We start from the raw sequence: 22,476 nt of genomic DNA, 5'->3' as shown, positions 1-22,476 counted from the left end.
AAACCAGCGCTGTTGCCCTCGTCACGTAAGGGCACCCTTGCTGGACCGATTACCGGAATTGCGACACACTGGTGTTGTGAAAATCCAATCCACACAGCCTGCTGCGGCGCCCGCAGCCGGTGCTGTCGGTTCGGACGGTCACACCCGGCGCACGATCGTACGCCTGCTGCTCGAATCAGGCTCCATCACCGCCACCGAAATCGGCGACCGGCTAAGCCTGGCGCCCGCGGGTGTCCGCCGGCATCTCGACGCGCTGATCGAGGCGGGAGAGGCGGAGTCGGTTGCGGCGGCGTCCTGGCAGCAGGTGGGGCGCGGACGGCCCGCCAAACGGTACCGATTGACCGCGGCCGGTCGCGCCAAGCTTGACCACGCCTACGACGACCTCGCCTCCGCTGCAATGCGGCAATTGCGTGAGATCGGCGGCGAGGACGCGGTGAAGACGTTCGCGCGGCGCCGCATCGACGCGATTCTGTCCGGGGTCGAGGCGGCTGACGGCCACGACGAGGATGCCGTCGAAGAAACCGCCGACCGGATCGCCCAAGCGCTGACCAAAGCCGGATATGTCGCCACCACCACCCGGGTGGGCGGCCCCATCCACGGTGTGCAAATCTGCCAGCACCACTGCCCGGTGTCGCACGTCGCCGAGGAATTCCCCGAGTTGTGCGAAGCCGAGCAGCAGGCCATGTCCGAGGTGCTCGGCTCCCACGTGCAGTTGTTGGCGACGATCGTCAACGGTGACTGCGCCTGCACCACCCACGTACCTCTAGCCCCGGCGCCCAGCCCGCGCCCAACCGCAACGAGCACCAAGGGAGCGTCCTCATGACACTCGAAGCTGCACGGACCGTCGAGCCATTGACCCAGGAGCAGACCATCGAGTCGCTGGGCAAATACGGCTACGGCTGGGCCGACTCGGACATCGCGGGCGCCAGCGCGCAACGCGGGCTGTCCGAGGCGGTCGTGCGTGACATCTCAGCCAAGAAGAACGAGCCGGAGTGGATGCTGAACATCCGGCTCAAGGCGCTGGGCATCTTCGACAAGAAGCCCATGCCGAACTGGGGCTCCAACCTCGAGGGCATCGACTTCGACAACATCAAGTACTTCGTGCGCTCGACCGAGAAGCAGGCCGCCAGCTGGGATGAACTGCCGGAGGACATCAAAAACACCTACGACCGGCTGGGCATCCCCGAAGCAGAAAAGCAGCGCCTGGTCGCCGGTGTGGCCGCCCAGTACGAGTCGGAGGTGGTGTACCACCAGATCCGGGAAGACCTCGAGGCTCAGGGCGTCATCTTCCTCGACACCGACACCGGATTACGGGAACACCCCGACATCTTCAAGAAGTACTTCGGCACCGTGATCCCGGCGGGTGACAACAAGTTCTCCGCGCTGAACACGGCCGTGTGGTCGGGCGGCAGCTTCATCTACGTGCCGCCGGGCGTGCACGTCGACATCCCGCTGCAGGCCTACTTCCGGATCAACACCGAGAACATGGGCCAGTTCGAGCGGACGCTGATCATCGTCGACGAAAACGCCTACGTGCACTACATCGAGGGTTGTACCGCGCCGATCTACAAGTCGGACTCACTGCACTCCGCGGTGGTGGAGATCATCGTAAAGCCCGGTGGCCGTTGCCGTTACACGACGATCCAGAACTGGTCGAACAACGTCTACAACCTGGTTACCAAGCGGGCCCGGGCCGAGGCCGGCGCCACCATGGAGTGGGTCGACGGCAACATCGGATCCAAGGTGACCATGAAGTACCCGGCGGTCTGGATGACCGGCGAGCACGCCAAGGGGGAGGTGCTGTCGATCGCTTTCGCCGGTGAGGACCAGCACCAGGACACCGGCGCCAAGATGCTGCACCTGGCCCCGAACACGTCGAGCAACATCGTGTCCAAGTCGGTGGCGCGCGGCGGCGGGCGCACCTCCTACCGCGGCCTGGTTCAGGTGAACAAAGGCGCGCACGGCTCCAAGTCGAGCGTGAAATGCGATGCGCTGCTGGTCGATACGATCAGCCGCAGCGACACCTACCCCTACGTCGACATCCGCGAGGACGACGTCACGATGGGCCACGAGGCCACCGTCTCGAAGGTCAGCGAGAACCAGCTGTTCTACCTGATGAGCCGCGGCATGACCGAGGACGAGGCCATGGCGATGGTGGTGCGCGGGTTCGTCGAGCCGATCGCCAAAGAACTGCCGATGGAGTACGCGCTGGAGCTCAACCGGCTGATCGAGTTGCAGATGGAGGGCGCGGTCGGATGACCGCATCGCTGAACAAGGGGGAGCTGTTCTCCTCCTTCGATGTTGACGCGTTCGAAGTACCCCACGGTCGCGACGAACTCTGGCGGTTCACCCCCCTCAAGCGGCTGCGTGGCCTGCATGACGGCAGCGCGGTAGCCACGGGAAGCGCGGCCATCACGGTCAGCGAGCAACCCGGCGTGCAAACCGAGTCTGTGCGCCGCGGCGACGAGCGCCTCGGTCAGGGCGGCGTTCCCGCGGACCGGGTTGCGGCTCAGGCGTTTTCGTCGTTCAACGCCGCGACGCTGGTGACCGTCGGGCGCGACACCCAGGTCAGCGAACCGGTCAACATCACCGTTGCCGGGCCGGGTCAGGGCGCCACCGCCTACGGGCACCTGCAGATCCGGGTCGAAGAGCTCGGTGAGGCCGTGGTCGTCATCGACCACCGGGGCAGCGGAACGTATGCCGACAACGTCGAATTCGTCGTCGGTGACGCGGCCCGGCTCACCGTCATCTGGATCGCCGACTGGGCCGACGACACGGCGCACGTCAGCGCACACCACGCCCGCCTCGGCAGAGATGCGGTGCTGCGCCACGTCACCGTCACCCTGGGCGGTGAGGTGGTGCGGTTGGCCGCCAACGTGCGGTTCGCCGGACCGGGTGGGGACGCCGAGCTACTGGGCCTGTACTTCGCCGACGACGGTCAGCACCTCGAATCGCGGCTGCTGGTGGACCACGCCCAGCCGGACTGCCGATCCAATGTGCTGTACAAGGGTGCGCTGCAAGGAGATCCGTCGTCGAAGCTGCCCGATGCGCACACCGTGTGGATCGGCGACGTGCTGATCCGCGCCGAGGCCACCGGCACCGACACGTTCGAGATGAATCGCAACCTGGTGCTCACCGACGGGGCGCGCGCCGATTCGGTTCCCAACCTGGAAATCGAGACCGGCGAAATCGCCGGCGCCGGACACGCCAGCGCCACCGGGCGATTCGACGACGAGCAATTGTTCTACCTGCGCTCCCGCGGCATTCCTGAAGAGCAGGCCCGCCGGCTGGTGATCCGTGGTTTCTTCGGCGAGATCATCTCGAAGATCGCGGTGCCCGAAGTGCGGGAGCGCCTCACCGCGGCCATCGAACACGAACTGGAAAAGACGGAGAAGGCAACAACCGCATGACAATCCTGGAAATCAGAGACCTGCACGTCAGCGTCGAAAACCCGAGCGGCGCCGAAGGCGAACGCGAGATCCCGATCCTCAAGGGCGTCGACCTGACCGTGAAATCCGGTGAGAAGCATGCCTTGATGGGGCCCAACGGTTCCGGCAAATCGACGCTGTCCTACGCCATCGCCGGACACCCCAAATACGTCGTCACCTCAGGCTCGATCACGCTGGACGGCGAAGACGTGCTGGCGATGAGCGTCGACGAGCGGGCGCGGGCAGGGTTGTTCCTGGCCATGCAGTACCCGGTCGAGGTGCCCGGCGTCTCGGTGTCGAACTTCCTGCGCTCGGCCGCCACCGCTATCCGTGGTGAGGCGCCCAAGCTGCGCCACTGGGTCAAAGAGGTCAAGGCCGCGATGTCCGCCCTGGAGATCGACCCGGCGTTCGCAGAGCGCAACGTCAACGAGGGCTTCTCCGGCGGTGAGAAGAAGCGGCACGAGATCCTGCAACTCGAGTTGCTCAAGCCCAAGATCGCGATCCTCGACGAGACCGACTCCGGCCTGGACGTCGATGCCCTGCGGGTGGTCAGCGAGGGCGTCAATCGCTATGCCGAGGCGGAGAACGGCGGCATCCTGCTGATCACGCACTACACCCGCATCCTGCGCTACATCAAGCCCGAGTACGTGCACGTCTTCGTCGGAGGCCGCATCGCCGAATCCGGCGGCTCGGAGCTGGCCGACGAACTCGAGCAAAACGGCTACGTGCGCTTCACCCAGACGGCGACCGCTGGGGCCTGAGCATGTTGGACCTCACGGCGATCCGCGCCGATTTCCCCATCCTCAAGCGCGTGATGCGCGGTGGAAATCAGTTGGCGTATCTGGATTCCGGAGCTACGTCGCAGCGACCCCTGCAGGTGCTCGACGCCGAGCGTGAGTTCCTCGTCACCTCCAACGGCGGCGTGCACCGGGGCGCGCACCAGCTGATGGAAGAAGCCACCGACGCCTACGAGCAGGGCCGCGCCGACATCGCTGCCTTCGTGGGTGCCGAACCCGACGAATTAGTGTTCACCAAGAACGCCACCGAGTCGCTGAACCTCGTGTCGTATGTGTTGGGAGACAGCCGGTTCGACAGCGCCCTCGGGCCCGGCGACGTGATCGTCACCACCGAACTCGAGCACCACGCCAATCTGGTGCCCTGGCAGGAGCTGGCGCGGCGCACCGGCGCCACTCTCAAGTGGTTCGGGGTGACCGAAGACGGTCGTATCGACATCGACTCGTTGCAGCTCGACGAGAACGTCAAAGTCGTTACATTCAGCCATCATTCGAACGTCACCGGCGCGCTGGCGCCGGTCGGCGAGCTGGTCGGGCGAGCCCGGTCCGTCGGTGCCCTCACGGTGCTCGACGCCTGCCAGTCGGTGCCGCACCAGCCGGTCGACTTCCACGCACTCGGGGTGGACTTCGCCGCCTTCTCCGGGCACAAGATGTTGGGGCCCAACGGTATCGGGGTCCTCTACGCCCGCGGCGAGTTGCTCAACACGATGCCGCCGTTTCTCACCGGCGGGTCGATGATCGAGACCGTCACCATGGAGACCTCGACCTATGCTCCCGCCCCGCAGCGCTTCGAAGCGGGAACGCCGATGACGTCACAGGTGGTCGGACTGGCGGCTGCGGCGCGCTATTTGAGCGCTGTCGGCATGGAAGCCGTTGAGGCGCACGAACGTGAGCTGGTTGCCAAGACCATTGAGGGCCTGTCCGGCATCGACGGTGTGCGCATCGTCGGACCCACGTCAATGGAGAACCGCGGCTCGCCAGTCTCGTTCATCGTCGACGGCGTGCACGCGCACGACGTCGGCCAGGTGCTCGACGACGAGGGCGTGGCCGTGCGCGTCGGCCACCACTGTGCGTTGCCACTGCACCGCCGGTTCGGCCTGGCAGCCACGGCCCGGGCATCCTTCGCCCTGTACAACACCGAGGAGGAAGTCGACCGCCTGATCGCCGGCGTGAAACGATCCCTCGAATTCTTTGGGAGAGGCTGACGTTGCGTCTCGAGCAGATGTACCAGGACGTGATCCTGGACCACTACAAGCACCCGCACCACCGCGGGCTGCGGGAACCCTTCGGTGCCGAGGTCTTCCACGTCAACCCGGTCTGTGGTGACGAGGTCACGCTGCGTGTCAGCCTCTCTGAGGACGGCCAGACAGTCGCCGACATCTCCTACGACGGGCAGGGCTGTTCGATCAGCCAGGCGGCGACATCGGTGCTCACCGAACAGGTGATCGGGCAGAGCGTGTCGCAGGCCCTCGACACCATCGACGCCTTCACTGAGATGGTCTCCTCGCGCGGCACCGTGCAGGGCGACGAGGACGTACTGGGGGACGGGATCGCATTCGCGGGAGTGGCCAAGTATCCGGCGCGGGTCAAATGCGCACTGCTGGGCTGGATGGCGTTCAAGGATGCGCTGGCGCGGGCCAGCGCGGCAAAGCAAGCGCCTGCGCAGGCGCACGCCGGCTTCGAGGAGGTTGCACAATGAGCGACGCCGCTGCATCTGACGAGCTACTGCTCGCCGACGTGGAAGAGGCGATGCGCGACGTCGTCGACCCGGAACTGGGGATCAACGTCGTCGACCTCGGCCTCGTCTACGGTCTGAATCTGGAGAAGGGTGACGAGGGAACCGTCGCCCTGGTCGATATGACCCTGACGTCGGCGGCCTGCCCGCTGACCGACGTCATCGAAGACCAGTCGCGGTCGGCGCTGGTTGGCGCGGGCCTGGTCGACGAAATCAAGATCAATTGGGTCTGGAACCCGCCGTGGGGCCCGGACAAGATCACCGAGGACGGCCGCGAGCAGTTGCGCGCCCTCGGGTTTACGGTCTAGCCGGCGGGCGCGGAGCACCCCCTAGTGCCCGTGCGGCCCAACGCCGTCCGGGCACTTGCCGTTGGCGGCCGGGCGCAGGCTGATCACCGTCGCCTGCAACGTGCCGTTGTCCTCGCTGCCGCGGGCTGTGATGCATTTGCCTTGCGCGATCGCCTGTGACGTCGCCGGGGCCATTTTGGTGTACTTCGTCTGGTCGGTAACTGTCACCGTCTGGGGCGCGGCGGCGGTGTTGATCGTAATAGTTTGTCCCGCAACGGAAGCCACGCTCCCCTGGATCGGCGCATGCTTGCCGGGAGTCGTGGGTTGCTTGCCCTGTGGGCATTTGCCGTCGACCGCCGGGCTGACGCGCACCCAGGTCGCTGCCTGACCGGCATCGTTGGTCCTCACCGTGACACAGCTGCCCGCAGTGACGTCCGTCAGGGCCGCCGTCGTCATCTCGGTCACCTTGGTCGACCCGGTGAAGTCGACTGTGGCCGTTCCGCTTTGCTGCGTCACCTGCGCCGCGTTGCCCGCCACGGACGCGATTAGGCCACGAACTTGTGCGTCGCCCTTGCCCGGGGCCGACGTCGTCGGCGACGCCACCACGGTGCTCGGCGATGTGGTCGGGCTGGAGGTGGTGGATGAGCTGCACGACGCGACCGACAGCGCCGTGGCGCCGGCAAGTATCGCGATACGAGTGAATGACAACATGTCTCCCCAAATCGTCGGTGGTTCCCGACGATCCGGTCTACCCCTCGGAGCTGTGCGGACCCTATGCGTCAGAAGACGTCTTCGGAGACCCGCATGATGTCGTCGTCGATGTTCTCCAGCACCGCCCGCACCCCGGCCAGCTTCGGCAACATGTTCTTGGCGAAGAACGCCGACACACCGACCTTGCCCTCGTAAAAGGCCTTGTCGCTCGCGGACGGATCGCCCTCCAGCGCCGCCGCCGCCACGTTGGCCTGCGCCAACAACCGCCAGCCGATCATCAGGTCACCGACGGCAAGCAGGTAGCGCACCGAGCCCAGGCCTACCTTGTAGATGTCAGTGGGGTGTTGGGCGGCCGACATCAGGTATCCCATCAGCGCACCAGTCATGCCGGTGACGTCTTCGACGGCGGCCTGCAGCAGCTCGGCCTGGTCCTTCAATGACTCCGTGGTGGTCTCGATGGTCTTGTTGATCTGCGTCGTCACGTGCTGCAGAGACTGCCCGTGGTCGCGCACGATCTTGCGGAAGAAGAAGTCCATCGCCTGGATCGCGGTGGTGCCTTCGTAGAGCGAGTCGATCTTCGAGTCGCGGATGTACTGCTCCAGCGGGTAGTCGGTGAGGAAACCGGACCCGCCGAGCGTCTGCAGCGATTCGGTCAGCACCTCGTAGGCCCGCTCCGAGCCCACGCCCTTGACGATGGGCAGCAGCAGGTCGTCGACGCGGTGCGCCAGGTCGGGGTCGGCGCCCGAAACATGTTGTGCCACAGCGCTGTCCTGATGCGCTGCGGCATACATGTAGACGGCTCGCAGGCCCTCCGCGTACGCCTTCTGAGTCATCAGGCTGCGACGCACGTCGGGGTGGTGCATGATCGTGACGCGCGGCGCGGTCTTGTCCGTCATCTGCGTCATGTCCGCGCCCTGCACCCGTTCCTTCGCATAGGCGAGGGCGTTGAGGTAGCCCGTCGACAGGGTCCCCGCAGACTTGACGCCGATTGTCATGCGCGCGTTCTCGATCACGTGGAACATCTGCGCGATCCCGTCGTGGACACCGCCGACCAGATATCCGACGGCCGGAACGTCGGTGGCCCCGAAGGTCAGCTCGCAGGTGGGGGAGGACTTCAGACCCATCTTGTGTTCCACCCCGGTGACGTAGACCCCGTTGCGCGCACCGAGCTCGCCGGTGTCCGGGTCGAACAGGAAGTTGGGAACGTAGAACAGGCTCAAACCCTTGGTACCCGGTCCCGCGCCCTCAGGGCGAGCCAACACCAGATGGAAGATGTTCTCGGTCGTGTCGCCGACGTCGCCACCGGAGATGAATCGCTTGACGCCCTCGATGTGCCAGGTGCCGTCGGGCTGTTCGATGGCCTTGGTCCGGCCCGCTCCGACATCCGAGCCGGCGTCGGGTTCGGTGAGTACCATGGTCGATTGCCAGCCGCGCTCGACTCCCATTGCGGCCCAACGCTTCTGCTCGTCGTTGCCCTCGACGAACAGTGATTGCGAAAGAATGGGGCCGAGGTTGAAGAAGCAGACCGACGGGTTGGCGCAGTAGATCATCTCGTTGACCGCCCAGGTGAGCGGCGGTGGCGCGGCCATGCCGCCGATCTCCTCGGCGAGGCCCAGTCGCCACCATTCCGCGTCCTTGATGGCCTGCACGGTCTTCACCAATTCCGGTGCGACGCTGATGGAGTGCGTAGCCGGGTCGAAGACCGGAGGATGGCGGTCGGCGAAGGCGAAGGACTCGGCGACCGGGCCTTCGGCCAACCGGGCCGCTTCCGAGAGGATGGTGCGCACCGTGTCTTCGTCGAGGTCGGCATACTTGCCGGTCCCCAGTACGGCACCGACGTCAAGAACCTCGAACAGATTGAACTCGAGATCGCGCACGTTGGCGATGTAGTGCCCCACTGTGGTTCCTTCCACTCAGTCTGATCGGCCCGGTGATCGGGCACAGTCTTGCTGCTGGGAGAAAACGTACGCAACCGTAGGTAGGCGCACACCTGGCTTGGCTGGGGGAATGTCAGCCGTTAGCACCGTTCTGGCCGAACAAAAGCCCGCGCTGGCCGCCGAGTCCAGGAGAGCTACCGGCGGTAGCGTTGCCGCCGTTGCCGCCGCTGCCGATCAGCAGAGCATTGCCGCCGTTGCCGCCGCTGCCTGTCGCCGTGCCGCCTCTACCGCCGTCTCCGCCGTCGCCGATCAAACCTGCCTGGCCACCGATCCCACCATTGCTCGTCGTTCCACCGCTACCGCCGTTGCCGCCGTCACCGACAAAGAATCCGCCTGCGCCTCCGGCCCCGCCGCCGCCGAAGGACAAGGAATTGCCTCCCGCGCCGCCACCTCCGATGAACCAGGCTCGGCCGCCCGCGCCGCCGCCGGCGAACCCGGCTCCGCCCGCACCGCCGTTGCCCCAGAGATACCCACCATTGCCTCCGGCGCCGCCCGCACCGCCCGGCACACCTAAACCGCCGGCCCCGCCATTGCCGAAGAACAGAGCAGATCCACCGCTGCCGCCGTTGACACCGTTACCGCCGTTGCCAAACAGGATTCCGCCGCCCTGACCATTTGGTTTCGCCGCCGTTCCATCGGCGCCATTGCCGATCAGAGGCCGGTCGAAGAGCGCGATCGTGGGTGCGTTGATCAGGTCCAGGATCGGCTGCAGCGGACCGATATTGGTCGCTTCGGCGAGGGCATAGGCATTGGCGCCGCCGGAGAGCAACTGCACGAACTGTTCGTGGAATGCGGTGGCTCCGGCGCTGAGGGTCTGATACGTCTGCGCGTGCGCACCGAAAATGGCGGCGACGGCGGCCGACACCTCGTCCGCGCCGGCGGCGGCGACGGCGGTCGTCTGGGCCGCCGCGGCGTTGTTGGCTTCGCTGATCAGTGATCCGACCCGGGCGAGATTGCCCGCTGCTTGCGATACGAAATCGGTATTGGCGACCACAAACGACATCTCGCACCTCCACAGCGAAGAGCCGGCGATCCCAGAATCGTATCGCGATTCGGCAATGATGAATCCTTTTCGGCAACCATTTTTCGGCGAATTTAAGTAGTCCATCAAAGGAATTCGGCGCCGTATCCCGACCCAGCTGAACGAGTTGGCGGCTGCTGCGGTGCGGGTCTGTATGCCCAAGTGCCAGAAGCCAATTCAATGACATAACGGAACCAAACCGAGACCTCCGGCGACGCCCGCGTCAATAGACTCGGTGCATCCAGACGTAGTCCCAAGCCGTTGTGAGGCCGCCGGAATGACCTTGACCGCTCTCGAAGAGACCGCCCCGGAGGTTTCCTTCGACCGCGTTCCCGCCGTCCGCCGGATGAGTTGGCGCGTCGCGTTGTGGTCGGTCATGTCGGTGCGCTGGGCCACCGTCGCGTTGACACTGTTCCTGGGCGGGCTGGCGGCGCAACTCGCCAGTGCGCCACCGTCGTCTGGTGGACGCTGTATCTGGCCTGTTATCTGGCCGGCGGCTGGGGCTCGGCATGGGCAGGCGCGCAGGCGCTTCGGAACAAGGCGCTCGACGTCGACCTGCTGATGATCGTGGCGGCGATCGGTGCGGTGGCGATCGGTCAGATATTCGACGGAGCTTTGCTCATCGTGATTTTCGCGACCTCGGGTGCCCTCGACGAGGTTGCGACAAAGCACACCGCGGATTCGGTGCAGGGCCTGATGGACCTCGCGCCCGATCAGGCCGTAATCGTCGACGCGGCAGGCCTCGAGCGGGTGGTGCCTGCGAGCGAACTCGAGGTGGGCGACCGGTTGGTGGTGCGGCCGGGAGAACGGATGCCTGCCGACGGCGTGGTGCTGTCCGGTGAGTCCGAGGTGGACCAGTGCTCGATCACCGGTGAATCGATGCCGGTCATCAAGGCTGCCGGTGACGATGTCTTCGCCGGCACGGTCAACGGGTCCGGCGTGCTGCAGATGGTCGTCGCCCGCGACCCATCTCAGAGCGTCGTCGCGAGGATCGTCGAGTTGGTATCCGAGGCGTCCGCAACCAAGGCCAAAACCCAACTGTTCATTGAGAAAATCGAGCAGCGATACTCGGTGGGAGTGGTGGTGGCCTCGCTGGCTCTGATCGCGGGTCCGCTGCTGCTGGGCTCTGCGTTGCAGCCAACCCTGTTGCGCGCCATGACGTTCATGATCGTCGCTTCCCCGTGCGCGGTGGTGTTGGCCACCATGCCGCCGCTGCTTTCGGTGATCGCCAACGCCGGCCGGCACGGCATCCTGGTGAAGTCGGCGGTCGTCGTCGAACGCCTTGCCGACACCACCGTCGTCGCGTTGGACAAGACCGGCACGCTGACCTGCGGGACGCCGCGGCTGACGTCCGTCCAGGCGCTGCGGCCGGAGTCGGTCGGCATATCGCGGTTGCTCGAATTAGCCGCTGCTGCAGAGCAATTCAGCGAACATCCGCTGGGCCGGGCGATCGTCGGGGAAGCGCGCCGGCGCGGTGTGGCCATCCCCGCCGCCGATGACTTCCGCGCGGTGCCGGGCCGCGGGGTGCGTGCGATGGTCGGACGCGATTTCGTCGAGGTCTGCAGCCCGCACAGCTTCCGCGGAACGCTCCCGCGGGAAGTGGCACATCTCGTCGATACCGGGGCCACAGCCGCGGTCATCGTCCTCAACGGGGCGGCCGTCGGTGTGCTGGGACTCGCCGATCAGATCCGCTCCGACGCCGTGGACTCCGTCGCGGCCATGACGGCCGTGACGTCGGCACCTCCGGTGCTGCTGACCGGCGACAATGCCCGCGCGGCCCGACTTGTCGCCCGCGACGCCGGGATCGCCGACGTGCGCGCCGGGCTGCTGCCCGAGCAGAAGGTGGCCGCGGTACGTGCGCTGCAGGCGGACGGTCACCGGGTCCTGTTGGTGGGTGATGGCGTCAACGACGCGCCGGCGATGGCCGCGGCGTGTGCCTCGATGGCGATGGGTGCGGGCTCCGACATCGCCCTGCAGACCGCCGACGCGGTGACGGTGCGCGATGAACTGCACACCATCCCGACGATCATCGGGCTGGCCCGGCAGGCGCGCCGCGTGGTGACCGTCAACCTTGCGCTCGCCAGCAGCATCATCGCGGTGCTGGTGCTGTGGGATCTCTTTGGGCAGCTGCCGTTACCGCTGGGAGTGGCCGGTCACGAGGGATCCACACTGCTGGTGGCGCTCAACGGGATGCGCCTGTTGAGTAAGCGAAGCTGGCGGTCTGCCGCGTCGCGTTGACGTACGCTCTACTGCTGATGGGCACCGGGTCGACACGTGATCTGACCGCCGCCGACTTCCGGCAGGCGGTTAGGGGCAACGAGAACGTGTTCGTTTACTTCTGGGCGCCGTTGTGCCAGCCGTGCGACGTGTTCACGCCTACCTACGAGACTTCCGCGCAGAATTGCCCGGACATCGTGCACGGCAAAGTGAACTTCGAAACCGAAAAGGAATTGGTCGAAACGGCAGGGGTCACATTGTTGCCGACATTGATGGCTTTCAAAAAGGGCGCATTGGTGTTCAAGCAGCCGGGGATCGCCAATCCGAGGGTGATGGCCGAATTGGTCAAGCAGTTGCGGGCCTATCGGCATCAGCAGACGACGCCGAGCTTGTTGTGAGCGGCTCGGGAACAACGATCACGACGTCGGCGTTAGCGCAGTTGTGACTACCCAAGACCTCACTGCCTCGCAGTTCAACGAAACGGTCAACGGCAACGACATGGTGCTGGTCGACTTCTGGGCCTCCTGGTGCGGCCCGTGTCGCGCCTTCGCGCCCACCTTCAAGGCTGCGTCGGAGAAGCATCCCGACGTGGTCTTCGCCAAGGTCGACACCGAGGCCGAGCAGGAACTCGCCGCGGCCGCCCAGATCCGCTCGATCCCTACCCTGATGGCCTTCAAGAAGGGCAAGCTGCTCTTCAACCAGGCCGGTGCGCTGCCCCCGGCGGCGCTGGAGGACCTGGTGCAGCAGCTCAAGGCCTACGACATCGAAGAGGCGACCGAAGTCTGAGCGCGAACCCGGCCGGGGTTACGTTCGCGGACTCGGGCCCGTTCTGCGTTACCGTTTCACGGTGAGTTTGGTCCTCCTGGAACACCCGCGGCCCGAGATTGCTCTGATCACGCTGAACCGTCCCGAGCGGATGAACTCGATGGCGTTCGACGTCATGGTGCCGCTCAAGGAGGCTCTCGACGAGGTCACCTACGACAATTCGGTGCGTGTGGTGGTCCTCACCGGGGCGGGACGGGGGTTCTCGTCGGGCGCCGACCACAAGTCCGCCGGCACCGTCCCGCACGTCGAAGACCTCACCCGCCCGACGTACGCGCTGCGGTCGATGGAACTGCTCGACGAGATCATTCTGAAGCTGCGGCGCCTGCACCAACCGGTGATCGCCGCGGTCAACGGCGCGGCGATCGGCGGGGGACTGTGCCTGGCGCTGGCATCCGACATCCGGGTGGCCTCGACCAGCGCGTATTTCCGGGCGGCCGGCATCAACAACGGTCTCACCGCCAGCGAACTCGGCCTGAGTTATCTGCTGCCCCGGGCCATCGGGTCCTCGCGGGCATTCGAGATCATGCTGACCGGCCGTGACGTCTCCGCCGAGGAGGCCGAACGGATCGGATTGGTGTCCTGTCAGGTGCCGGAAGCCCAGTTGCTGGACACCTGTTATGCGATTGCCGCGCGCATGGCGGCGTTCTCGCGGCCGGGTATCGAGTTGACCAAACGCACGCTATGGAGTGGACTGGACGCCGGCAGCCTCGAGGGACACATGCAGGCCGAAGGCCTCGGACAGCTTTTCGTCCGTCTGCTCACCTCCAACTTCGAAGAAGCGGTTGCCGCACGCGCAGAGAAGCGCCCAGCGGTATTCACTGACGACAAATAACGCCGGCGAGTAGCGCCGGACAAAAGGAGCGAATGTGATCACGGCTACGGACCTCGAGGTCCGCGCTGGTGCGCGCATCCTGCTCTCCCCGGACGGTCCGGACTTGCGGGTGCAGCCCGGCGACCGAATCGGATTGGTCGGACGGAACGGCGCAGGCAAGACGACGACCATGCGCATTTTGGCGGGGGAGGGCCAGCCATACGCCGGCTCGGTGACGCGTAAGGGCGACATCGGTTATCTGCCACAGGATCCCAAAGAGGGCGACCTCGACGTGCTGGCCCGCGACCGGGTGCTGTCCGCCCGTGGTCTGGACGTGTTGCTCACCGACCTGGAGAAGCAACAGGCGCTGATGGCCGAGGTTGCTGACGACGACGCGCGCGACCGCGCCATCCGCCGCTACGGCCAGCTTGAGGAGCGGTTCGTCGCGCTCGGCGGTTACGGCGCCGAAAGCGAAGCGGGCCGCATCTGCGCCAGCCTCGGACTGCCCGACCGGGTGCTGACCCAGCAACTGCGCACCCTGTCTGGTGGGCAGCGCCGCCGTGTCGAACTCGCGCGAATCCTGTTCGCGGCATCCGACAGCGGTTCCGGGTCCTCCACGACGTTGCTGCTCGACGAGCCGACCAACCACCTGGACGCGGATTCGGTTGGCTGGCTTCGGGAATTCCTGCGCTCCCATAACGGGGGACTGGTGATCATCAGCCACAACGTCGACCTGCTGGCCGACGTGGTCAACCGGGTCTGGTTCCTCGACGCGGTGCGGGGCGAGGTCGACGTCTACAACATGACCTGGCAGAAGTACCTCGACGCGCGCGCCACCGACGAGCAGCGCCGCCGACGGGAACGGGCGAATGCCGAACGCAAGGCCACGGCGCTGCGCAACCAGGCTGCGAAGCTGGGTGCGAAAGCGACGAAAGCTGTTGCGGCACAGAATATGTTGCGTCGTGCCGACCGCATGATGGCGGCCCTCGACGAAGAGCGCGTCGCCGACAAGGTGGCCCGCATCAAATTCCCCACGCCGGCCCCCTGCGGGCGGACGCCGTTGGTGGTCAAGGGGCTGAGCCGGACGTACGGCTCGCTTGAGGTCTTCACCGGCCTCGACCTGGCCATCGACCGCGGCTCGCGCGTGGTGGTGCTCGGGCTCAACGGTGCCGGCAAGACCACGCTGCTGCGTTTGCTGGCCGGTGTAGAGACCCCGGACACCGGCGGCCTAGAGCCCGGTCACGGGTTGCGGATCGGCTATTTCGCCCAGGAGCACGACACCCTCGACAACGACGCGACCGTCTGGCAGAACATCCGGCACGCCGCGCCCGAATCCGGCGAACAGGACCTGCGCGGTCTGCTCGGCGCCTTCATGTTCACCGGACCGCAACTCGACCAGCCCGCGGGCACGTTGTCCGGCGGCGAAAAAACCCGCCTCGCACTGGCCGGCTTGGTCGCCTCGACGGCCAACGTCCTGCTGCTCGACGAACCGACCAACAACCTCGACCCCGCCTCCCGCGAGCAGGTGCTCGACGCGCTGCGCAGCTACCAGGGCGCGGTGGTGCTGGTCACCCACGACCCGGGCGCGGCCGAGGCGCTCGACCCGCAACGCGTCGTGCTCTTGCCCGACGGCACCGAGGATTACTGGTCAGAGGAGTATCGGGACCTCATTGAGCTGGCCTGAGCGTCCGCTCACCCGAATTGCGTCAAAGCGGCACGCCAAGGGTCGCGGATTCCTACCCTGTTGCCATGCGGAAGTCAAAGGAGACCCGCGATCAGCTGCTGCACGAGTTGCGCAACGCCTACGAGAAGGGCGCCAGCATCCGTAAACTGGCCGCTTCGACCGGGCGGTCGTACGGCTCGGTACACAGCTTGCTGCGCGAGTCGGGAACCACAATGCGCAGCCGTGGCGGTCCCAATCACCGCGCAGTCAAACCCCCGGCCTGACCGTCAAGACCGGAAACACGCACCGAGTTCTCGACGAGATCGAGCACCGCTGCCAGGCGCTGCGGATCCTCGCCTGAGGCCAACCGGGCCACCAGTCCGTCCAGCACTAGATCCAGGTAGCAGTGCAGCACGTCGGCGGGGACGTCCTCGCGCACCCGGCCCGCCTGCTTTTGCCGGTGCAGCCGATCGGTGGTCGCCGCCGCCAGTTCCGCTGACCGTTCTTCCCAGCCGCGACTGAACTCGGGGTCATGGCGCAGCTTGCGGGCGATCTCCAGTCGGGTTGCCAGCCAGTCGAACTGCTCGGGTGCGGCGAGCATGTCGCGCATCACCTGGATGAGACCAGAGCGCGACGCGACCTCCGCCATTCGCTGGGTGTCCTCGCGCGCCAGCGCGAAGAACAGGGCGTCCTTGTCCCGGTAATGGTGGAAGATCGCGCCGCGCGACATCCCGATCTCTTGCTCCAGCCGTCGCACCGTGGCTTGCTCGTAGCCGTACTCGGCGAAACAGCGGCGTGCACCGTCGAGGATCTGACGGCGCCGAGCCTCCAGATGGTCCTCGCTGACCTTCGGCACTGGCGGGTGTGAGCGCTCGGTTAGCCGGACTTGCTGGACTTGAGCATGTTGCGCAGCACGTACTGCAGGATGCCGCCGTTGCGGTAGTAGTCGGCTTCACCAGGTGTGTCGATGCGGACCACCGCGTCGAACTCGACCTTGTTGCAGTCTTCCTTGGTGGCGGTCACCTTCACCGTCTTCGGCGTTTTGCCCTCGTTGAGCGCCTCGATGCCGGTGATGTCGTAGGTCTCGGTGCCGTCCAGCTTCAGGGACTTAGCCGACTCGCCCTCGGGGAACTGCAGCGGGATGACGCCCATGCCGATCAGGTTGGACCGGTGGATGCGCTCGAACGATTCGGTGATCACCGCACGCACGCCCAGCAGCAAGGTGCCCTTGGCCGCCCAGTCTCGCGACGATCCGGATCCGTACTCCTTGCCGCCCAGCACCACCAGCGGAATCTTCTGCGCCGCGTAGTTCTGCGCCGCGTCGAAGATGAACGCCTGCGGACCGCCGTCCTGGGTGAAGTCGCGGGTGTAGCCGCCGGAGACAACTTCCCCTAATCCGGCAAGCACCTGGTTGCTTAGCCGGATGTTGGCGAACGTGCCGCGGATCATCACCTCGTGGTTGCCGCGTCGCGAGCCGAGGGAGTTGAAGTCCTTCGGCTGCACCCCGTGCTCCTCGAGGTACTGCGCCGCAGGGGTGCCCTTCTTGATCGCGCCGGCCGGCGAGATGTGGTCGGTGGTCACCGAATCACCCAGCAGTGCAAGGACTCTGGCGCCCTTGATGTCCTTGACCGGCTCCGGCTCGGCGGGCATGCCGTCGAAGTACGGCGCCTTGCGGACGTAGGTCGAGTCGTCGGACCATTCGAAGGTGTTGCCCTCCGGGGTTGGCAGCGACCGCCAGCGATCGTCGCCCTTGAAGACGTCGGCGTAGGACTCGGTGAACATGTCCCGGTTGATCGAGGAGGCGATCGTCTCCTCGATCTCCTGGGTGGTGGGCCAGATGTCCTTGAGATAGACCTCGGTGCCATCCTTGTCGACCCCGAGCGGGTCCGTTTCGAAGTCGAAGTCCATGGTGCCGGCGATGGCGTAGGCGATGACCAGCGGCGGCGAGGCCAGGTAGTTCATCTTGACGTCGGGGGAGATGCGGCCCTCGAAATTGCGGTTACCGGAGAGCACCGCGGTCACCGACAGGTCGTTGTCGTTGATCGCCTGGGAGATCTCGTCGGGCAGCGGGCCGGTGTTGCCGATGCATGTGGTGCACCCGTAGCCGCCCAGGTAGAAGCCCAGCTTCTCCAGGTAGGGCCACAGACCGGCCTTGTTGTAGTAGTCGGTCACCACCTGCGAGCCGGGAGCCATGTTGGTCTTCACCCACGGCTTGGACGTCAGGCCCTTCTCGACGGCATTGCGGGCCAGCAGCGCGGCCCCCAGCATCACCGACGGGTTGGAGGTGTTGGTGCACGACGTGATGCCCGCGACAACGACGGCGCCATGGTCGAGCACGAACTCGCCGCGGTCGGCCGACTTCACGTCGACCGGCTTGGAGGGCCGACCGGAGTGGCCGTTCGCGGCGGAGGGAACCCGGTCGCCCTCGCCGTCGTCGGCGAAGGACAGCGTTGCCGAGTCGCTGGCCGGGAAGGACTCCTCGACTGCCTCGTCGAGCTTGGTCTCCGGCGCCGGGTGGTTCTCCTCCACGTAGTTGTGAATGTCTTTGCGGAAGGCAACCTTGGCCTCCGACAACGGGATCCGGTCCTGCGGACGCTTCGGTCCGGCGATCGAGGGCACCACCGTGGACAAGTCGAGTTCGAGGTACTCGGAGTACTTCGGCTCATGGTCGGGGTCGTGCCACATGCCCTGCGCCTTGGCGTAGGCCTCGACGAGCGCGAGCTGCTCCTCGGACCGGCCGGTCAGGGTCAGGTACTTGATGGTCTCTTCGTCGATCGGGAAAATCGCTGCGGTAGAACCGAATTCGGGGCTCATGTTGCCCAGGGTGGCGCGGTTGGCCAACGGCACCTCGGCCACGCCGTTGCCGTAGAACTCGACGAACTTGCCGACGACGCCGTGCTTGCGCAGCATGTCGGTGACGGTGAGCACCACGTCGGTGGCGGTGACGCCGGGCTTGATTTCACCGGTCAGCTTGAAGCCGACAACCCGCGGAATCAGCATCGACACGGGCTGGCCCAGCATGGCGGCCTCGGCCTCGATGCCTCCGACACCCCAGCCCAGCACGCCTAGGCCGTTGACCATGGTGGTGTGGCTGTCGGTGCCTACGCAGGTGTCCGGGTAGGCCACGCCGTCGCGGACCATGACCGTACGGGCCAGGTACTCGATGTTGACCTGGTGCACGATGCCGGTGCCCGGGGGCACCACCTTGAAGTCGTCGAAAGCTCCTTGGCCCCAACGCAGGAACTGGTAGCGCTCGCCGTTGCGCTCGTATTCCAGCTCGACGTTGCGCTCGAAGGCGTCCGCGCGGCCGAACACGTCGAGGATCACCGAGTGGTCGATCACCAGCTCGGCGGGGGCCAGCGGGTTCACCTTCTCCGGGTCGCCACCCAGATCTGCGACGGCCTCACGCATGGTGGCCAGGTCGACGATGCACGGGACGCCGGTGAAGTCCTGCATGACCACCCGGGCGGGGGTGAACTGGATCTCGATGCTCGGGTTGGCGTCGGGGTCCCAGTTGGCGATCGCCTCGATGTGTTCTTTGGTGATATTGGCGCCGTCTTCGGTGCGCAACAGGTTCTCGGCCAGAACTTTGAGGCTGTAGGGGAGTTTCTTGGTGCCCTCAACGGCGTCGAGGCGATAAATCTCGTAACTGTTGTCGCCGACCTTGAGTGTGTCGCGGGCTCCGAACGAATTCTTGCTGCTCACATCAACTCCCGAAAATTCAGTTTGTGCCGCCGACGGGCCGTGTCGACGGTGCCGTGCAACTTTAACAGTACGCTTGTCCTGCAATACGGGGGGCTGCCCGTAGCCCCCAGTCTTGTCCAGTGGGCTTCGCGGGGAAAGGGCGGCTGCCCTGTTCATCGAAACTGAACACACGCACACCGTCGGCGGCGTGTCGTGGGCGTGGTTGCAGTGTCGCGGTGCGGGGGGCGCGGCCGCCCGAAGCGGAGCCGGTACGGTGCTCCTAGCACCGTGGGAGGAGCGACGACTTTGACTTATTTGCCGCAGACCTATTTGCCGCAGACGATCCCGTTCCTGCCCGAATACATCCCGCAGGACGTCGACATCAACTCGATCAAGGCGCAAGTCGCCGCCGACGGTGTCGCGGCCACGCCGAACGTCGAACCCGGTCTGCAGGAAGTGGTCAGCCAGGCCCGCGGTGATGGCATCAACCTCAAGATCGTCCTGCTCGACCACAACCCGCCCAATGACACGCCACTGCGCGATATCGCGACCGTTGTCGGCGCCGACTACCCGGATTCCACGGTGTTGGTGCTCAGTCCGAGCTACGTCGGCAGCTACAGCAGCCACTACCCGCGGGTGACCCTCGAAGCCGGCGAGGACCACTCGAAAACCGGCAATCCCGTGCAGTCTGCGCAGAATTTCCTCAACGAACTCAACACGCCCGAGTTCCCCTGGACGGCTCTGACGATTGTTTTGCTGATCGGGGTGTTTGCGGCAGCCGTCGGCACCAGGTTGCTGCAGCTCGGTAACCGCCAGCCAGCAACGTCGGGGGCGTCGAGCGAGACTGCCTCGACAGGCGATAGCCAGGGCACTTAACCTGGCTTTCATCTATTTGGCGTCGTTGATACGACGTCGGCGCCGCTCATCGCGGCAAACCCCACAGGTCACTGTTCGGTCACAGTAAACGCACTTCCAGAGTGCAATTTGTGACTTGCGTTTCTTTAGCGACAAGTGTGACGTACGGTGCGATTGATGCTCTTGATGCCAATTGCTCTCTAGGTGAAAACCCGCGTCGTACACCCGATTTGCCCATAGGAGACCCAAGTCGCATGAGACGGACACGCCCGGGCTCTGCTTCGCGAACCGCCGCCAGGTTGGTCAGGCCAGCTGTGCCGACCGTGCTCAGCGTCGCGCTGCTGTTCGGCACGCCCGAGCTCGGAATGGCCAGAGCGGACCCGGCGGCTGACTCGATGGCGGTGCTCATCGCCAACGTCGCCAAGGCGAGCCAGCGTCTGGAAGACCTGGCCAACGCCGTCGAGATGGAGCAAGAGGGCGTCAACAAGGCGCTGGTGGCCGTCGAAGAAGCACGGGAACAGGCTGAGGTCGCCGGGCGGGAGCTGGAAACCAGCCAGCAATCGGTCAAGGACGCGAATGCGGCAATCGCCGCGGCCCAGCAGCGATTCAACTCCTTCGCCGCGGCCACCTACATGAACGGACCGTCGGACGGCTTCCTCACTGCTCGCAGTCCCGAAGACATGATCGCCGCCGCGTCGGCGGCCCAGACCATGACCACCAGTTCGCAGGCGGTGATGGCCAGGCTTCAGCGGGCGCGCACCGAGCAGGTGAATAAGGAATCCGTTGCGCGCCAGGCCAAGCAGAAGGCCGACAAAGCCGCCGCCGACGCCAAGTCCAGCCAAGACGCGGCGGTCGCGGCGCTCGGTGACACCCGGCGCAAGTTCGACGAGCAGCGCGAAGAGGTCAACCGCGCCGCCGCTGAGCGTGAGCAGGCCGAAGCCAAGCTGCAGGCCGCGCAACTGGTCGCATGGCACGCGGCCGGCGGGCAGGGCACGCCGCCGTCAGGCATGTGGGACTCGGCCGACGGACCCGGTGGCGGGCGTCGCTGGGACGGCTGGGACCCCACGCTGCCGCAGGTGCCCAGCGCGAACATCCCCGGTGACCCGATCGCCGTGGTGAATCAGGTGCTGGGCTATTCGGCGACGTCGGCGCAGGTGACCGCCCAGATGGGGCGCAACTTCCTGCAGCAGCTCGGCATCCTCAAACCTGACGACACCGGCATCACCAATGCGCCGGCGGCGGCGACGTCGGGCCGCATCCCGCGGGTCTACGGGCGACAGGCCTCCGAGTACGTCATTCGGCGCGGCATGTCACAGATCGGGGTGCCCTACTCCTGGGGTGGTGGCAACGCGGCGGGTCCCAGCAAAGGAATCGACTCGGGTGCCGGCATCACCGGCTTCGACTGTTCTGGACTGGTCCTCTACTCGTTTGCCGGCGTGGGAATCAAGCTGCCGCACTATTCGGGCTCGCAGTACAACCTGGGCCGCAAGATCCCGACCGCCCAGATGCGCCGTGGTGACGTCATCTTCTACGGCCCCGGCGGTAGCCAGCACGTGACGATCTACCTGGGCAACGGCCAGATGCTCGAGGCGCCCGATATCGGTTTGAAGGTGCGCACCGCGCCGGTCCGCACCAGCGGCATGACGCCGTTCGTGATCCGCTACATCGAGTATTAACGAGGTTCCATGCGTCACAAGCGATTTCGCTTCTCCTTGGTCTGGATCACCGCCTTGGTGACCGGGCTGTTGATCGCTGTTGCCGCTCCGGCCCCGGCTTCGGCCGAACCGGGTGAGTGGGATCCCACCCTGCCTGCCGCGATCAGCGCGGGCGCTCCCGGCGACCCGCTGGCCGTGGCTAACGCCTCGCTGCAGGCCACCGCTCAGGCGACCCAGACCACGCTCAACCTCGGCCAGCAGTTCCTTTCCGGGCTGGGCATCAACCTGGGCGGTTCGGCCGCTCCGGCGGCCGCCAACACCAGCGGTAGCCGGATCCCGCGGGCCAACGGGCGGCAGGCCATCGAGCACGTAATCCGGCGCGCCGGATCCCAGATGGGGGTTCCGTACTCCTGGGGTGGCGGCTCGCTGGATGGTCCGAGCAAAGGCGTCGACGACGGTGCTGGCACCACCGGTTTCGACTGCTCCGGCTTGATGCGGTACGCCTTCGCCGGGGTCGGCGTGCTGATCCCGCGGTTCTCCGGCGACCAGTACAACGCCGGGCGCCACATTCCGCAGAACGAGGCACGGCGCGGAGACCTCATCTTCTACGGCCCGAACGGCGGCCAGCACGTCACCATGTATCTGGGTAACGGTCAGATGCTGGAGGCATCGAGCCTGGCGGGCAAAGTCACCGTCAGCCCGGTGCGCAAGCCGGGAATGACGCCGTATCTGACTAGGATTATCGAGTACTGAGCCGGTGGGGCGACCCTGAGAGTCGCCTAATAGGGAACCGGCGACGTCGACGGAATTCCAGACGCCTGGAATAGTTGAACGCGGGCACGTCGCTGCCCCG

Annotated in this window: 20 protein-coding genes and 1 pseudogene; 16 read left to right on the top strand and 5 right to left on the bottom strand. The window is 65.9% G+C overall.

Annotated features, from left to right (window positions below; genetic code table 11):
• Nucleotides 1–40: 40 nt before the first annotated feature.
• The 7 genes from QXK92_RS07095 to QXK92_RS07065 are packed head-to-tail and all read left to right on the top strand — an operon-like array spanning nt 41 to nt 6,265.
• The gene (locus QXK92_RS07095; RefSeq protein ID WP_371934540.1) at nt 41–823 is read left to right on the top strand and encodes a helix-turn-helix transcriptional regulator; all 783 of its coding nucleotides are present in this window, start codon (nt 41–43) and stop codon (nt 821–823) included.
• Entirely contained in the window at nt 820–2,259 is a 1,440-nt protein-coding gene (sufB, locus tag QXK92_RS07090; protein WP_306240968.1) for a Fe-S cluster assembly protein SufB, read from the top strand. Before QXK92_RS07095 ends, sufB begins: the two co-directional genes overlap by 4 nt.
• A complete protein-coding gene (sufD, locus tag QXK92_RS07085) occupies nt 2,256–3,410 on the top strand; it encodes a Fe-S cluster assembly protein SufD (RefSeq protein WP_306240967.1) in 1,155 nt (384 codons plus the stop codon). The genes sufB and sufD overlap by 4 nt, the downstream gene beginning before the upstream one ends.
• Complete coding sequence (gene sufC, locus QXK92_RS07080; RefSeq protein WP_306240966.1) at nt 3,407–4,189, top strand: Fe-S cluster assembly ATPase SufC; 783 nt, start codon at nt 3,407–3,409, stop codon at nt 4,187–4,189. The genes sufD and sufC overlap by 4 nt, the downstream gene beginning before the upstream one ends.
• A gap of 2 nt (nt 4,190–4,191) precedes the next feature.
• On the top strand, nt 4,192–5,427 hold the full coding sequence (locus QXK92_RS07075; RefSeq protein ID WP_306240965.1) for a cysteine desulfurase: 1,236 nt from the start codon (nt 4,192–4,194) through the stop codon (nt 5,425–5,427).
• Nucleotides 5,424–5,921: a Fe-S cluster assembly sulfur transfer protein SufU gene (gene sufU, locus QXK92_RS07070; protein WP_306244245.1), complete on the top strand. Its 498-nt coding sequence runs from the start codon at nt 5,424–5,426 to the stop codon at nt 5,919–5,921. Before QXK92_RS07075 ends, sufU begins: the two co-directional genes overlap by 4 nt.
• A complete protein-coding gene (locus QXK92_RS07065) occupies nt 5,918–6,265 on the top strand; it encodes a metal-sulfur cluster assembly factor (protein ID WP_306240964.1) in 348 nt (115 codons plus the stop codon). Before sufU ends, QXK92_RS07065 begins: the two co-directional genes overlap by 4 nt.
• Before the next feature lie 21 nt (nt 6,266–6,286).
• On the opposite strand, the gene QXK92_RS07060 is transcribed toward QXK92_RS07065, so the two are convergent.
• The 3 genes from QXK92_RS07060 to QXK92_RS07050 form a co-directional block, all read right to left on the bottom strand.
• Nucleotides 6,287–6,952, bottom strand: a complete 666-nt coding sequence (locus tag QXK92_RS07060) for a DUF5666 domain-containing protein (protein ID WP_306240963.1) — start codon at nt 6,950–6,952, stop codon at nt 6,287–6,289.
• 71 nt (nt 6,953–7,023) lie between these two features.
• Nucleotides 7,024–8,853 (bottom strand): acyl-CoA dehydrogenase, encoded by a 1,830-nt coding sequence (locus QXK92_RS07055; protein ID WP_306240962.1) that lies wholly within the window; start codon nt 8,851–8,853, stop codon nt 7,024–7,026.
• 112 nt (nt 8,854–8,965) lie between these two features.
• On the bottom strand, nt 8,966–9,895 hold the full coding sequence (locus QXK92_RS07050) for a PE family protein (protein WP_306240961.1): 930 nt from the start codon (nt 9,893–9,895) through the stop codon (nt 8,966–8,968).
• A 295-nt stretch (nt 9,896–10,190) separates the two neighbouring features.
• Here QXK92_RS07050 and QXK92_RS07045 point away from each other — a divergent pair.
• From QXK92_RS07045 to QXK92_RS07020, 6 genes and pseudogenes are all read left to right on the top strand, one after another.
• Nucleotides 10,191–12,151: pseudogene (locus QXK92_RS07045) on the top strand (heavy metal translocating P-type ATPase).
• 17 nt (nt 12,152–12,168) lie between these two features.
• A complete protein-coding gene (locus QXK92_RS07040; RefSeq protein WP_306244243.1) occupies nt 12,169–12,528 on the top strand; it encodes a co-chaperone YbbN in 360 nt (119 codons plus the stop codon).
• A 43-nt stretch (nt 12,529–12,571) separates the two neighbouring features.
• Nucleotides 12,572–12,916 carry a thioredoxin gene (gene trxA, locus QXK92_RS07035; protein ID WP_306240959.1) on the top strand — a complete coding sequence of 115 codons (345 nt, stop codon included), beginning with the start codon at nt 12,572–12,574 and terminating at the stop codon, nt 12,914–12,916.
• A gap of 43 nt (nt 12,917–12,959) precedes the next feature.
• Nucleotides 12,960–13,787, top strand: coding sequence for an enoyl-CoA hydratase (locus QXK92_RS07030; RefSeq protein ID WP_306244242.1), 828 nt, complete (start codon nt 12,960–12,962; stop codon nt 13,785–13,787).
• Nucleotides 13,788–13,821: 34 nt separating this feature from the next.
• Complete coding sequence (locus QXK92_RS07025; RefSeq protein WP_306240957.1) at nt 13,822–15,450, top strand: ABC-F family ATP-binding cassette domain-containing protein; 1,629 nt, start codon at nt 13,822–13,824, stop codon at nt 15,448–15,450.
• A 65-nt stretch (nt 15,451–15,515) separates the two neighbouring features.
• Nucleotides 15,516–15,713: a helix-turn-helix domain-containing protein gene (locus QXK92_RS07020; RefSeq protein ID WP_306240956.1), complete on the top strand. Its 198-nt coding sequence runs from the start codon at nt 15,516–15,518 to the stop codon at nt 15,711–15,713.
• On the opposite strand, the gene QXK92_RS07015 is transcribed toward QXK92_RS07020, so the two are convergent.
• Both QXK92_RS07015 and QXK92_RS07010 read right to left on the bottom strand, forming a co-directional pair.
• On the bottom strand, nt 15,686–16,285 hold the full coding sequence (locus QXK92_RS07015; protein ID WP_306240955.1) for a TetR/AcrR family transcriptional regulator: 600 nt from the start codon (nt 16,283–16,285) through the stop codon (nt 15,686–15,688). The genes QXK92_RS07020 and QXK92_RS07015 overlap by 28 nt on opposite strands.
• A 20-nt stretch (nt 16,286–16,305) precedes the next feature.
• A complete protein-coding gene (locus QXK92_RS07010) occupies nt 16,306–19,134 on the bottom strand; it encodes an aconitate hydratase (protein WP_306240953.1) in 2,829 nt (942 codons plus the stop codon).
• Nucleotides 19,135–19,428: 294 nt separating this feature from the next.
• Here QXK92_RS07010 and QXK92_RS07005 point away from each other — a divergent pair, with 294 nt between their 5' ends.
• The 3 genes from QXK92_RS07005 to ripB all read left to right on the top strand — a co-directional run bounded on the left by QXK92_RS07005 (nt 19,429) and on the right by ripB (nt 22,376).
• On the top strand, nt 19,429–19,989 hold the full coding sequence (locus QXK92_RS07005; RefSeq protein ID WP_306244241.1) for a DUF6676 family protein: 561 nt from the start codon (nt 19,429–19,431) through the stop codon (nt 19,987–19,989).
• A gap of 233 nt (nt 19,990–20,222) precedes the next feature.
• Nucleotides 20,223–21,644, top strand: coding sequence for an NlpC/P60 family peptidoglycan endopeptidase RipA (gene ripA / locus QXK92_RS07000; RefSeq protein WP_306240952.1), 1,422 nt, complete (start codon nt 20,223–20,225; stop codon nt 21,642–21,644).
• A 9-nt stretch (nt 21,645–21,653) separates the two neighbouring features.
• Nucleotides 21,654–22,376, top strand: coding sequence for an NlpC/P60 family peptidoglycan endopeptidase RipB (gene ripB / locus QXK92_RS06995; RefSeq protein WP_306240951.1), 723 nt, complete (start codon nt 21,654–21,656; stop codon nt 22,374–22,376).
• Nucleotides 22,377–22,476 lie beyond the last annotated feature (100 nt).

The sequence above is a fragment of the Mycobacterium sp. TY815 genome, from assembly GCF_030755135.1.
Lineage (GTDB): Bacteria > Actinomycetota > Actinomycetes > Mycobacteriales > Mycobacteriaceae > Mycobacterium.
This window is presented reverse-complemented; position numbering and strand designations above follow the sequence as displayed.